At 69.4% G+C, this 13,086-nt stretch carries 13 protein-coding genes; 4 read left to right on the top strand and 9 right to left on the bottom strand.

Features of this window, described 5'->3' with window-relative positions; all coding sequences use genetic code 11:
* The first annotated feature begins 154 nt into the window (after window positions 1-154).
* Window positions 155-916 (top strand): class I SAM-dependent methyltransferase, encoded by a 762-nt coding sequence (locus RIC31_RS27290; protein ID WP_350116020.1) that lies wholly within the window; start codon window positions 155-157, stop codon window positions 914-916.
* Between the two features lie 18 nt (window positions 917-934).
* Here the strand turns inward: RIC31_RS27290 and RIC31_RS27285 are convergent, their stop codons facing one another.
* Window positions 935-1,984: a DUF2332 domain-containing protein gene (locus RIC31_RS27285; RefSeq protein ID WP_350116017.1), complete on the bottom strand. Its 1,050-nt coding sequence runs from the start codon at window positions 1,982-1,984 to the stop codon at window positions 935-937.
* A gap of 145 nt (window positions 1,985-2,129) precedes the next feature.
* On the opposite strand from RIC31_RS27285, the gene RIC31_RS27280 reads away from it, so the two are divergent.
* Window positions 2,130-2,912: a citryl-CoA lyase gene (locus RIC31_RS27280; RefSeq protein WP_350116015.1), complete on the top strand. Its 783-nt coding sequence runs from the start codon at window positions 2,130-2,132 to the stop codon at window positions 2,910-2,912.
* 3 nt (window positions 2,913-2,915) lie between these two features.
* On the opposite strand, the gene RIC31_RS27275 is transcribed toward RIC31_RS27280, so the two are convergent.
* Window positions 2,916-3,677 (bottom strand): IclR family transcriptional regulator, encoded by a 762-nt coding sequence (locus RIC31_RS27275; protein ID WP_350116012.1) that lies wholly within the window; start codon window positions 3,675-3,677, stop codon window positions 2,916-2,918.
* A 151-nt stretch (window positions 3,678-3,828) separates the two neighbouring features.
* On the opposite strand from RIC31_RS27275, the gene RIC31_RS27270 reads away from it, so the two are divergent.
* Both RIC31_RS27270 and RIC31_RS27265 read left to right on the top strand, forming a co-directional pair.
* Window positions 3,829-4,716 carry a dihydrodipicolinate synthase family protein gene (locus tag RIC31_RS27270; protein ID WP_350116009.1) on the top strand — a complete coding sequence of 296 codons (888 nt, stop codon included), beginning with the start codon at window positions 3,829-3,831 and terminating at the stop codon, window positions 4,714-4,716.
* A gap of 112 nt (window positions 4,717-4,828) precedes the next feature.
* A complete protein-coding gene (locus RIC31_RS27265) occupies window positions 4,829-5,383 on the top strand; it encodes a cell wall hydrolase (protein WP_350116006.1) in 555 nt (184 codons plus the stop codon).
* Between the two features lie 31 nt (window positions 5,384-5,414).
* On the opposite strand, the gene RIC31_RS27260 is transcribed toward RIC31_RS27265, so the two are convergent.
* The 7 genes from RIC31_RS27260 to RIC31_RS27230 form a co-directional block, all read right to left on the bottom strand.
* Window positions 5,415-5,624 carry a hypothetical protein gene (locus tag RIC31_RS27260; RefSeq protein ID WP_350116003.1) on the bottom strand — a complete coding sequence of 70 codons (210 nt, stop codon included), beginning with the start codon at window positions 5,622-5,624 and terminating at the stop codon, window positions 5,415-5,417.
* A 106-nt stretch (window positions 5,625-5,730) separates the two neighbouring features.
* Complete coding sequence (locus tag RIC31_RS27255; protein WP_350116001.1) at window positions 5,731-6,708, bottom strand: homoserine O-acetyltransferase/O-succinyltransferase family protein; 978 nt, start codon at window positions 6,706-6,708, stop codon at window positions 5,731-5,733.
* Between the two features lie 74 nt (window positions 6,709-6,782).
* Window positions 6,783-8,093, bottom strand: a complete 1,311-nt coding sequence (locus RIC31_RS27250) for an O-acetylhomoserine aminocarboxypropyltransferase/cysteine synthase family protein (protein WP_350115999.1) — start codon at window positions 8,091-8,093, stop codon at window positions 6,783-6,785.
* Window positions 8,094-8,149: 56 nt separating this feature from the next.
* The gene (locus RIC31_RS27245) at window positions 8,150-9,034 is read right to left on the bottom strand and encodes an alpha/beta fold hydrolase (protein WP_350115996.1); all 885 of its coding nucleotides are present in this window, start codon (window positions 9,032-9,034) and stop codon (window positions 8,150-8,152) included.
* Between the two features lie 205 nt (window positions 9,035-9,239).
* Window positions 9,240-9,968, bottom strand: a complete 729-nt coding sequence (locus RIC31_RS27240) for a response regulator (protein WP_350115993.1) — start codon at window positions 9,966-9,968, stop codon at window positions 9,240-9,242.
* Window positions 9,969-9,981: 13 nt separating this feature from the next.
* Window positions 9,982-12,660, bottom strand: coding sequence for a PAS domain S-box protein (locus tag RIC31_RS27235; protein ID WP_350115990.1), 2,679 nt, complete (start codon window positions 12,658-12,660; stop codon window positions 9,982-9,984).
* Between the two features lie 125 nt (window positions 12,661-12,785).
* Window positions 12,786-13,043: a DUF1127 domain-containing protein gene (locus RIC31_RS27230; protein WP_350115987.1), complete on the bottom strand. Its 258-nt coding sequence runs from the start codon at window positions 13,041-13,043 to the stop codon at window positions 12,786-12,788.
* Between the last annotated feature and the right edge of the window lie 43 nt (window positions 13,044-13,086).

The following is a 13,086-nucleotide window of genomic DNA, read 5'->3' as shown; positions in this document are numbered from 1 at the left end:
CGCCGCCCGGCCGCCAATGGTGAGTTGGCGACCGGGCGCGCCGGATCGACCGGCCCGACCGGCGGCCGACGGTCTTCACTTATGGTTTTGCCTGGAACGGTTCTGTCTTCCATGGAATGATTTCGAACCGTAAACCGGTGGCGGAGTCTTCCTGATGTTCATTGTGTCTTATGGCGTCGATCAGGTTTACAATTATTTCAAGAAACATACTATTGGCGGCGAGGTTGGGGTTAAAAATGGAAACAATGCGAGGATTATGTTCGATCGGATAAATCCTCAGAAACTTCACTTGATTGATCCATGGGGCGTCTATGACGACGACGTGTATTTAAAGCACGTGCCCCAGAATGAGATGGAAATCGCATATAAGAATGTTCTCGCGTGGGCGAACAAGCCGGAGCGCGCCGGGCGGGTCGAATTGACACGAGATTACTCGTTCAATGCGGCGAAGAATTTTCCCGACGGTTATTTCGACTGGGTTTATATCGATGGTTATCACGACTATGAGAACATTTATCGTGACCTGAAGGAATTCGCTCCCAAAATTAAGGATGGCGGATTTCTTTGTGGTGATGATTATTGGTATATGGGTATCAATATGAACAAGATGAAAATTCGAAGAAATATGACGCCTGAACAGTACCAGCATGCGATTGGGATGATCGAAGGAATAAATGATTTTTGCCGAGATTTCGATCATGAATTATTGTTTATAACAATGGATGATTCGCCGAAGTTTTTTCTGGCGAGGAATGGCGACAAGGCGCATTCGCGTGTTATTGCGGAGCGTGTGATCATGGACTGCCCGTTCGTCATCGAAGTCGACAACCCCAGGAAGTTCCGGCAGGACCTGTTCGTGCCGTCGGGAGCGGCCTCTCCGATGGAGGGACGGGCCTACATCAAGATCATCGACTAGATGCCCGATCCCCGCGTCTCAGCTCGGGAGGTCCCAGCGGTGCCAGCGGCCGTGGAAGTCGGCGCGGCCGAGCAGGCGGGTTTCGCCATCCGGCCACAGTGTGAGGCGGACGCCGGCCGAGCCCTGGACGCCGTCCGGCTCGATCCGCAGCCAGGCGACCGGCGACCGCGCGGTCGCGGCGGTTCCGGCGGCGCGGATCGCGGCTTCGATGCGGCGCTGCGTATCCGTCGGCAGGTACTGCCAGACGATGGTGTGCACCAGCACCCGGGTCCGGCCGGGCGTCCCGGGCCGGGCGAACCGGTCCTCGACCCACTCCGCGGCGTCGGTCCTCTCGACCCGCCAGCCGGCCTCGGCCGCCATCTTCAGCGCAGCGGCGATGCGGGCGCTGCGCTCGGCCTGGCCGGGCCAGATGTAGGACAGCAGCCGCTCGCGGTCGGCCGCCGAGCGCGGGTCGAGCGGATTGCGGTCGCAGCCTTCGCGGTGCACGACCGTCAGCGGCGCGTCGAGCGGCAACCTGCCCTCGCAGCGTGAGACGATCCGGACGCCGGACGCCTCGGAGCCCCATTCGGCGATTCCGAGGTCGTAGTGCCAGCGGTCGAAGCCGAGGTTCAGCCCGGCGCTGGAACCGATCTCGTAGACCTCCAGCGGCAGTCCGGTCGCTAGGCCGACGCTCAGGCAGCCGCCCAGGATCGAGGCCGAGCGCGAGACCTCGTTGGTCTGCGGCGGGCTGTCCAGCCAGTCGCAGAGGAAGTCGTCATGCCCGTCGAGCGCCGCCTCGACGGCCTCGCGGAGCCGCCCGGTGTCGGGCTCGGCCGGTGGATAGGCCGCGGCCAGCGTCGGGCAGCGCCCGGACCGGCTCAGCGCGTGCAGGCCGCCACAGACGCGCAGGGCCAGGGCGTCCTCGACCGGCTGGCCGGGCCAGTCGTGGACCCGCCTTCCGAAGCGGCTCTCCGCCGACAGGTGCGTGCGCAGCGTCTCGCACAGCAGGGCGTTGAACGGCGAGCCGAGGTCGTGGCAGGCGGCGGCCTGGCGGTCGAACGCCTGGGCGATCGGGGCGGGCAGCGGCACGGCGGTCTTCCTCCTGCGGGTCGAAGCACCGCAGGATAGGTCCTGCCGGCGCCCGGCCCTTGGTTGATTCCTGCAATCAAGCCGTTGCTCGGGCCCGCCGATCGTCCGACCCTCGGCCCCGGAACACGCAAGCGGAGTTGCCTCGATGAGCTTCATGCCGGACAAGCAGACCACCAGCATCGCGACCCATACCAACGAAGACATCTTCATCCGAGACCGCAGCCTGTGCCGCGAGCTGATCGGCAAGCTCAGCTTCACCGAGATGATCTACTTCCAGATACTCGGGCGGATGCCGACGCCGGCCCAGACCGCGGTGGTCGACGCCTGCCTGGTGACCCTGATGGAGCACGGGCTGACGCCGAGCGCGCTCGCCACCCGGCTGATCTACTCGAGCGCGCCGGAGGCGATGCAGGCCGGGGTCGCGGCTGGGCTGATGGGGGTCGGCAGCGTATTCGTCGGCACCATGGAGGGCTGCGCCGCGCTGCTGGCGGAGATCCTGGCCGACTCCGCCGGGGTGCCGGCGGCTGCCCGGCGGGTCGCCGAGCAGCATCGTGCCGCCCGCAAGCCGCTGCCCGGTTTCGGCCACCACCTGCACCGGCCGGACGACCCGCGCTCGATCCGGCTGTTCCAGGTGGCCCGCGACCAGGGGGTGGCCGACCGCCATGTCGAAGCGGTGCTGGCGCTGTCGGCGGCGGTCGACGCGGTCTACGGCAAGCACATCACCATCAACGCGACCGGGGCGATCGCCGCCTGCCTGGGGGATTGCGGGGTGCCGGCCGAGATCCTGCGCGGGTTCGCGCTGATCACCCGCTGCGCCGGGCTGGTCGGGCATGTCCACGAGGAGCAGCACAAGCCGGCCATGCGGGCGATCTGGGAGACCGCCGACCACGCCGTCGCCTATGACGGGACCATCCCCGAGGGGGCGTGACGTTCAACCGGCGCGGGCGGCCAGGGCGTTGGAGATCGCCCGGGCGGTCCCGGTCACCAGTTCGGCGATCGCCGGCAGGCGGCCGTCCGGGAAGCGGTCGGCCGGGCCGGTCGCGCTGATCGAGCCGACCACGGCGCCGGCCGGGTCGCGGATCGGGGCGCCGACGCAGCGGATGCCGACCTGCCGCTCCTCCAGGTCGAGGGCGTAGCCGCGGTCGCGCACTTCGGCGAGCTCGGCCCGCAGCGCCTGCGGGTCGGTGATGGTGCCGGCGGTGAAGCGCGGCAGCCCGGCGGCGACTACGCGTGCCACGACCTGCTCCGGCTGGAATGCCAGGATCGCCTTGCCGGTGGAGGTGCAGTGCGGCGGCTCGCGCTCGATGATCACCTGCTCGTTGCGCCCCGGCTGCATCTCGCGGCGGTCGATCGACATCACGTTGAAGCCGTCGAAGGCGCACAGATGGGCGGCCTCGCCGCTCTGGTTGGCCAGCCGCTCGGCATACGGCCGGGCGACATGGAACAGCGCCAGGTCGGACAGCACGACGCCGCCCAGCGCCACCAGCTTCAGCCCCAGGCGATAGCGGTCGCGGCTGCCGTCCTGGACGATCAGCCCGGCCTCGCGCAGGGCGGCCAGCAGGCGGTGGGCGGTCGGCTTCGGCAGCGCCAGCCGGGCGGCGATGCTGCCCAGGGTCAGCGACGGCTCGGTCCGGCTGAAGCAGTCGAGGACGGCGATCGCCTTGTGCAGCGACTTCATCGAAGAGGCGGGCATCAACAATTCCATATTGTGGAATTTCTTAGCGTACCGGGTTCGCTCCTCTAGTGGAAGGTGAATTGACTCAGCCGAAATTCTGGAAAGATACTCCCATCAAACGAGCTGCGGCCTGAACAATAATTCCATATTGCGGAAGAGGAAGCGTGCCATGACCGACCTGACGGGGGTGATTCCACCGGCGACGACGCCGTTCGACGCGGCCGGCGACATCGATTTCGCCGCCGCCGGCCGGCAGATCGACTGGCTGATCGGCGAGGGCGCGCACGGCGTCGCGGTCGGCGGGTCGACCGGCGAGGGCCAGACCCTGGAGGCCGAGGAGTTCCGCGACCTGGTGCAGGCCGCCGCCGACGTCGCGGGCGGCCGGGCCCCGGTGATCGCCGGCATCATCACCGACAGCACGCGCGAGGCCGTCAGGCGCGGCAGGCTGGTGCGCGACCTGAAGGTCGCCGCCCTGCAGGTCACGCCGGTGCACTACCTGTTCCGGCCGGGCGACGACGCCATGGTGGAGCATTTCCGGACCCTGGCCGGCGAGACCGGCCAGCAGATCTTGATCTACAACGTGGTGCCCTGGACCTATCTGTCGCCGGCGCTGCTGCTGCGGATCATGGACGAGGTGCCGGCGGTGATCGGTGTCAAGCAGTCGGCCGGCGACCTGAAGCTGCTGGCCGACCTGATGGCCGACGTGAAGCCGGGCAAGCGCATTTTCAGCGCCGTCGACGCCCTGATGTATCCGTCCTACGCGCTCGGCGCCCACGGCTCGATCGCCGCCATCCTGTCGGCGGCGCCACGGGCGTCGGTGGCGCTGTGGGATGCGGTCAGGGCCGGCGATCATGCAAAGGCGCACGACCTGCACGTGAAGCTGCTGCGGGTCTGGAACGCGCTGATGCCGCACGACAACCTGCCGGCCTCGGTGAAGTTCGCGCAGAGCGTCCAGGGCTGCCCGGCCGGGGTCGCCCGGCAGCCGATGGCGATGCCGGACGCCGCCCACCAGAAGCGCATCCGGGCGGCGCTCGACGGGCTCGGGCGAACCGGGTGACCGGCAGGCGGGCCGTGACATCCCCCTCGCCAGGGCCTCGCAAATCGGCTAATAGCCGAACGGTCGGCCAGAACAGGCCGGTTTGGTAAGGCAGAGGTGTGGACCCGGTACGGTGCCAGGGCGCGGCGGCTTCATCGCAGCAGTTCTTCTGATCCTGATCGGCGCCATCGGCGGCGGCGGAGCCGTGCATGCCACCTCGACCGTGACCGGATACCCCGGATCGCAGGCGCTCAATTCGGCGATGGCCGATGCCTGGGACGTGCTGGACCTGGCCAGCGCCGCGCTTCCGGACGACGTGTCGGAGCGCGATATCGTGCTGCTGGCCCTCAACATCTACTACGAGGCGCGCGGCGAGGGCATCTCGGGCAAGGCCGCGGTCGCGCATGTCACCCTGAACCGCCTGAAGGACGGGCGCTTCCCGACGACCCTGACCGACGTCATCATGCAGCCGGGGCAGTTCTCCTGGACCCGCAAGCCGCCGAAGATCGAGGATCTCGAAGCGCTGCGGGCGTCGGTGATGGTGGCGACCAAGGCGCTGACCGGGGTTCTGCGGGACCGCACCGGCGGCGCGCTGTATTTCCACGCCGCCCGGCTGGGCGAGCCGGAATGGACCCGGGGCCTGACCCGGATCGCCCGGATCGGCGCCCACACCTTCTACGCCGACTGACGATCGACCGGTCGGGTCGGCCCTGGCCGCATCACGCCTTGTGCAGGTTGCCCTGGCTGTCGAAGCGGAACGCCGAGCCGGCCTTGCGGTAGCCGCGGGCGACCGCCTCCAGGAACCCGCGCTTGTCCATCAGGCCGGCCCGGAAGCCGCGCACCGCGTACATCACGTCGGTGCCGAGCGCGTTCTCGGAGATGGTCCCCTTCAGCAGCGCGCGGGCTGCGTGAATCACGTTCTCGCTCATGTCGGTATCCCCCCGTCCCTTGTCGGCGGCAGCAATACCGGCATGCCGTTTCAGATCCGCGGCGGCGGTGACGGATGTGTGTTTCATTTGTTTCAGCGACGGCGTTTCAGTGTCGGGTGCTGCCGCAGGCATAGCCGCCCTCGGCCATGCCGTGGCCCTGGGCCTGGATGCGCAACAGCAGGTCCAGCATGCCCTGCGGCCGGTCGCGCAGGTCGAGCCGGGCCATTCCGGCCAGCCAGTTGGCGAACAGGACGCGGCCGGTCGGCCCCCAGGAGAACCCGGCGGTGCGGACCGGGTCCGGCCGCGGCACCCGGATGCCGCGCGCCCGGTCGCGTTCGTATTCCCGGTCCAGGGTGTCGGCGTCGTATTCCGGGTGGTTGAGGACGTAGACCGCCCGGCGCGCCGGATCCTCGGCGAGCGCGAGGCCGGATACCGGGGCCAGGGCGAGGGGCCGGACCGAGCCGTCGATCGGCAGGTCGGACAGCCGGACCTCCGCCCAGCGTGACACCGGCATGTCGAGCGGCAGCGGTATGCCGCGCATGACCGGCGATCGGACGTCCAGCGGCACGTGGGAGAAGATGCCGAAGCGTTTCTCGGCGAGGTCCTGCTTGGGCACGCCGTGGTCGTGCCACAGCGCCGCCATCGCCGCCCAGCAGACATGCATCGCGGGCAGCCGCGCGGCGGCGATCCAGTTGAAGATCGCCGACATGCCCGGCCAGTAGCGCACCGCCGAGAACGGCAGGTGCTCGAGCGGCGCGCCGGTGACCACGATGCCGTCGAGCTCGTAGCGGTCGACCTCTGACCAGCGCCGGTAGAAGCGCGCGACATGATCCGGGCCGGTGGTCTGCGGCTGGTAGCCGTCCGGCAGCACCGGCACCAGCCGCACCGGCCGCTCGCCGCCGGCGAGCAGCCGGGCGAACTGGGACTCGGTGGTCGGCTTGTCGGGCATGATGTTGACGAGCGCCACGGTCAGCGGCTGCACGCCGCCGGCGAACGGTGCCGGGGGCTCGTCCTCGAACACCGTGACGCCTTCGCGGCGCAGCGGTTCGATGGCGGGCAGGCCGGCAGGCAGGATGATGGCCATGGTCGTCATCTCCTCGAACGGGACGTGCTGTCGGGGGTGGGCGGCGGGGCGGTGGGGGCCGCCCCGCCGTTCGCTCACGCGGCCGCGGCCACCCGGCCGAGACCGTCGAGCGCCTGCATCAGGTCGGCCTCGATGTCCTCGATATGCTCGATGCCGACCGACAGCCGGACATAGCCGGGGGTGACGCCGGCGGCGCGCTGGCGGTCCTCGGTCAGCTGCTGATGGGTGGTCGACGCCGGGTGGATCGCGAGCGACCGGGCGTCGCCGATGTTGGCGACGTGGTGCAGCAGCTGCAGGCGGTCGATGAACGCCATGCCGGCCTCGATGCCGCCGGCCAGCTCGAAGCCGACCAGGCCGCCGTTGCCGCCCTGCAGGTACTTGTCGGCACGCTGCCGGGCCTCGCCGGTGAACTGGCCTGGGTGAATGACCCGGGTCACCGCCGGGTGCTCGGCCAGGATCCGCGCGACCGCCTCGGCGTTGCGGCAATGCTCGCGCATCCGCAGCGGCAGGGTCTCCAGGCCCTGGACGAACATGAACGCGTTGAACGGGCTCATGCAGGCGCCGGTGTCGCGCAGCACGCAGCAGCGCGCCTTCATGATGTAGGCGATCGGGCCGAGCGGCTTGACCGCCTCGGTCCACACCGTGCCGTGGTAGCTCGGGTCGGGCTGGGTCAGGGCCGGGAAGCGGTCGGCGTGCTTCTCCCAGTCGAACCGCCCGGAGTCGATGACCAGGCCGCCGATCGAGGTGCCGTGCCCGCCGATATACTTGGTGGTCGAGTACACCACCACATGGGCGCCGTGGTCGAACGGCCGGCAGATCAGCGGGGCGGCGGTGTTGTCGACGATCAGCGGGATGCCGAGCGCCTCGCCGATCAGCGCCACTTCCTCGATCGGGAACGGCACCAGCTTCGGGTTCGGCAGGGTCTCGCCGAAGAACGCCCGGGTCCGGCCGTCGGCGGCCCGGCGGAACGCGTCCGGATCGCTCGGATCCACGAACCGGACCTCGATGCCCATCTGCTTGAAGGTGTGGGCGAACAGGTTCCAGGTGCCGCCGTACAGGTCGGTCCCGGACACGACGTTGTCGCCGGCCTGGGCGATGGTGGTGATCGCCGTGGTGATCGCCGCCTGGCCGGACGCCAGGGCCAGGGCCGCGGCGCCGCCCTCGATCGCGGTCAGCCGCTGCTCGAGCACGTCGGTGGTCGGGTTCATGACCCGGGTGTACAGGTTGCCCAGTTTCTGCAGGCTGAACAGCTCGACGGCGTCCTGGGTGGTACCCAGGTCGAAGGAGGTGGTCTGGTAGATCGGCACCGCCACCGCACCGGTGGTCGGATCCGAGCGGAAGCCGGCGTGCAGCACCTGGGTCTCGGGGTGTTTCGACGTGGTCATCGTGAAGTCCTCTCGGGTCTCAGTTGGGGGCTGGGTGTGAATGGAGACGGCGTCGCTCAGGCGGCGCAGCGCTCCAGGAACTGGACCACCGCGTTCTCGCGGCCGGTCACATGGTCGCCCACGGCGTAGGCGACCGGGCTCGGATGGGTCAGCGGCAGCATGTGCCCGGCACCCTCGACGCTGCGCAGGGTGGCGTTCGGCAGCGTCCACATGAGGCGCTCGACGATCCGCCGGGCGATCGGCTTGGTGCGGGTGCCGTGCAGCAGCAGCGTCGGCAGCTTCAGCCGGCCCGCCGCCTCGAGCGGGGTCTTCTCGCCGGTGGTGGTGGCGAAGTTCAGGGCGATCGCCGCAATCCGCCGGCACAGCATGTCGTGCGCCTGCGGGGCCATCGAACGCCAGGCGCCGGCGCCGCTCCAGTAGTCGACGAAATGCTCCATCGCCGCCCGGTACTCGCCGTTGACCAGGCCCTTGGCGATGCGCTCGCCGACCGAGGCGATCTCGACGAACAGCGCATGGTCGGAGGCCGATCCGCCGCGCAGCAGGAAGAACGCGGCCGGTTCGATCAGGGTCAGGCTGGAGAGCGTCTCCGGGGCGTGCAGGGCCGCCGTCAGGGCGACCGCGCCGCCGTAGGAATGGCCCACGAGATGCACGGGCTCGCCGGCCTCCTCGGCGATCACGCGAACGATCGCCGCGTCGTCCATCAGCCTCATCGGGCCGCGGCCGCTCCACGGCTCCGACTCTCCGTAGCCGCGCAGGTCCGGCATGATCAGGCGGTAGCCGCGCCCGTCCCGGTTTCCGGCGAGCGGGCCGGACAGCAGGGCGTCGGCCATGCCGCGCCACTGGTTGCCGCTGCTGCCGGTGCAGTGCAGCAGCACCACCGGGATGCCTTCCCCGATCTCCCGCACCGCAACGGCGGTGCCACCGATCTGAATGCTTCTCATGGCCGATCTCCCTGCGGGCGGCCCGAGCCGGTCGATCCGGTTGGCCGCTTGTGCTGGAGGGAGGTTTAGGGGGCCGGTGTTTCCCGTCTGTGTCGCCACACGGGAAAAGTGTTTCAAATGCGTTTCAGTTTCGAAAATTCTAAAGCGTGAGGGCTGAAATTCGCTTCGTGGAGTTCAGGATCGAAAGCAGAATATTCGATTCTCTTTACGATCCGTCGGCGGTCGAGGAGAACAGGTAGCCGGCGCCGCGGACGGTCTTGATCACCGCCGGCTTGGCGGGATCCGCCTCGATCTTGCGCCGGATGCGGGCGATCCGGATGTCTATCGAGCGGTCGAACGGCTCGAAGTCGCGGTTATGGGCGAGATCGAGCAGCTGGTCGCGGGTCAGCACCCGGTTCGGCCGCTCGGCGAACGCCCGCAACAGGTCGAACTCCATGGCGGTCAGCGGAATCTCACCGTCGTCCGGCCCGAACAGCTTGTGGGCATCCAGGTCGAGGCGGCAGGCACCGAAGCGCACGGTACGGTGATCGGCGCCGCCGCCGTCGGCGGCCGGTGCCGAGGTCCGTCCGACGCGCCGCAGCACCGCCTTGACCCGGGCCAGCAGCTCGCGCAGGTCGAACGGTTTGGTGACGTAGTCGTCGGCGCCCATCTCGATGCCGACCACGCGGTCGACCACGGAGTCCCGGGCGGTCAGCATGATGACGCCGGCCCCGCTCTGCTCGCGCAGCCAGCGGGCCAGCGACAAGCCGTCCTCGCCCGGCATGGTGACGTCGAGCACCGCCAGGTCGATGCGGCCCTGCCCGGCGATCTTGCGCAGCGCGGCGCCGCCGTCGGCCTTCGATACCTTGTACCCGTTCATGTCCAGGTACTCGGCGACCGTCTCGCGGATGTCGCGCTCGTCGTCGACCACCACGACGTGGATTCGATCGCTCATGATTCTCCCCCCCTCAGCGCCCGCCGGGACGATCGCTTCCGCCGCTGCGCCCCAGACGCTCGACCAGCTTTCTCAGGTCCGCGGGCACCACGGGCTTCTCCAGGAACGGCCGGCCGCAGTGTTCCAGGAACGCGCGGATCGGCGGGCTCATGGTGTCGCCGGTCACGAACGCCACCCGGTCGAGCAGTTCCGGATAGCGCTCCTCCAGCAACTCGTACAGCGCCGGGCCATCCAGGTCCGGCATCCGGACGTCGCTGAGGACGACGTCGTAGCGTCGGTAGACCAGCTTCTCCATGGCGGCCCGTCCGGAGGTCGCAATCGATACCCGGTGACCGCTGCCGGTCAGCACGTCGGAGACGATCTCGGCCACCTCGGGCTCGTCGTCGACCACCAGGACCGACAGGGCCGGCCCGAGGGCGGCCCCCGGCCCGCCGGCCGCGAAGCGCGCCGGAGCGTTGTGGGCCGGGAAGGTCAGCACGAAGGTGGCGCCGCCGCCCGGGGTCTTCTCCAGCTCGATGCCGCCGCCATGCGCCTCGACGATGCGGTGCGTGATCGCCAGGCCCAGGCCGGTGCCGTGGCCGACCTCCTTGGTTGTGAAGAACGGCTCGAAGATCCGCGACGCCACCGCGTCGGGCACGCCTTTGCCGTTGTCGGACACCTTCACGATCACCTGGTCGGTGCGCCGGTCGTGGCTGGTCATCAGCCGCAGGCGATGGGGCCGCTCGGCGCCGGCGAGCGCGTGCTGGGCGTTGACGATCAGGTTGGTGATCACCTGGTTGAGCTGGTCGGGGTCGGCCAGGATCGGCGGCACCAGGGGCGTCAGCTCCAGGCTGACGTCGATGTCGGCGGTCCGCAGCATGTAGCCGGTGACCTCGAGCGCCGTCTCGATGCTGGCGTTGACGTCGACCGCGCGGGTCTCGGTCGGCTGCTGGCGGGCCATCGCCAGGAAGGTTCGGACGATCCGGGCGCAGCGGTCGGCGGCCTCGCCGATCTTGCGGGCGCGTTCGGCGGTCTTCGGGTCGGTCGCGGTCTCGCGCATCAGCAGGGCCTGGCCGACCACCACCGACAGCGGGTTGTTCAGCTCGTGGCTCACGCCGGCCAGCAACTCGCCGAGCGCACTCATCTTCTCGCTCTGGTGCAGGGCCTCGCGCTGGCGGTTCATCTCGGCCTCGACCCGCCGTCGCTCGGTCAGGTCGAACACGCTGGACACCACCACCCGCTGGCCCTGGTAGTCGATCAGCCGCGCCGAGACCGCGGCGCTGAACTCGGAGCCGTCGGTCCGGCGGAAGACCGCCTCGAAGGCGTCCACCCCACCGTCGCGGTACAGGATCTCGACGTAGCGGTCGCGCTCCTCCGGATCGACGAAGAAGCTGCGGGCCGACAGGTCGCCGACGATCGGGTCGCGCAGGAACAGCCGGCGCGAGGCCGGGCTCTCGTACAGGATCAGGCCGTCCTCGGCCCGGGTCATCCCGACCGTGACCGGGGCGGCCTCCAGCAGCCGGCGGATCATCGCCTCGCTGTCGCGTAGCGCCAGTTCGGCGCGCTTGCGGTCGGTGATGTCGGCGCGCAGGGTCACGACTCCGCCGTCCGACATGCGGTGGCGGCTGATCTCGCGCCAGCTGCCGTCGGTCAGTTCGAGCTCGATCGGTCTGCCGCCGACCTCGCGCAGCCGTTCGGCGACCCAGGCGACCTGGGTCCGGTCGCCTTCGATCAGGCGGCCGTCGAAGCGTCGCAGGTGGCGGAAGAAATCCGGAGCGACGTCGTCCGGCGTCAGGCCGATCAGCTCGCTCTGCGGCCGGCCGTAGGGTCGGGCGAAGGCGGCATTGCAGAACAGGATCCGGTCGTCGGCGTCGCTGACCACGAAGCCGTCGGGCAGGCCCTCCATGGCGTCGGTCATGAGCTGGATCAGCCGCCGGCGCTCGTCGCGCGCGGCCATGCGCTCGGAGATGTCGCGCACTTCGCCGATTACCAGCCGGGTCGGCCCGGCATCGGTCGCCGAGATCGTCAGTTCGGCCGGGAAGGTCGAGCCGTCGGCGCGCATCGCCGCGACCTCCATGCGGCGGTTGCCGTGGGTCAGCTCGCCCGATTCCCGGAACCGGCGCATGCCGGCGGCGTGCTCGTCGCGGAACTGCGGCGGGATGATCAGATCGGCCAGCGGGCGGCCGAGCGCGGCTTCGCGCCGGTAGCCGAACATCTTCTCCGCGGCCGGGTTGAACTCGACGACGATGCCGGTCTCGTCGGTCGCCAGGATGGCGTCCATCGCGCTGTTCAGCAGCGCACGGGTGACCGCCTCGGCGGTGTCGACGCGGGCGACCGCCTCCTTCTCAGCGGTGACGTCGACCATGCAGCCGACGACCGCCATCTCGCCGTCGGCGTCGACCACCCGCAGGGTGTCGCGGATCCAGGCCCAGTCGCCGTCCTTGCGGCGGAAGCGGTATTCCAGGCTGAGCTCGCCGACTTCGTGGACCCGGTTCATGGCCTCGAAATAGGCCGGCCGGTCGTCGGGGTGGAGCAGGGCGGTTCCGTAGCCCGGCTGCTCGGTGAACGCCGCCGCCGGATGGCCGGTCAGCCACTCGACGTTATCGCTGATGAAGCGGGTGCGGCGCCCGGTCCCGATGTCGGCGATGTAGAACACGGTCGACGACTGGCGGACGGCGAAATCCAGCAGGGCGCGCCGGTGCGGCTCGTCCATCGGGGGGGTGTCAAATCTGGGCAGCGGCGTGGACGGCATGGCGAACGCACGTCGAAGACGCCGCGACCCGGCGCCGGGTCGGTCATGGTAGGCGGAACGCGGCCCCGGCGCCATCGTGCGGCGGCTCACCTCGCCAGACGTCGCGGGTCGACGTGCGGCCAGTCGACGACCTGGATCGAGGTCGACACGATGTGGGTGCGGCGAAGGCCGATGTCGGCGAGCGTGCGGTCGTCCAGCCCCTCGAGCTGGCGGACCGTCCGGTTGATGCGGGCGATGCGGGCCATCGCGGCAAACGGGGCGGCGACGATTCGGGCGACGGTCCGGCCGGCGGCCAGGGCCTGGGCGCCGAGCGTGTCGGCGAAGACGAGGTGTTGGATCGACATGGTCGGGCTCCTTGTTTAGGCGGACCGGATGACTCCGATCGTC

This window comes from Thalassobaculum sp., assembly GCF_040219615.1.
Taxonomy (GTDB): domain Bacteria; phylum Pseudomonadota; class Alphaproteobacteria; order Thalassobaculales; family Thalassobaculaceae; genus Thalassobaculum_A.
Note: the sequence above shows the minus strand (reverse complement) of the source record. Positions and strands in the feature narration are given on the sequence as shown.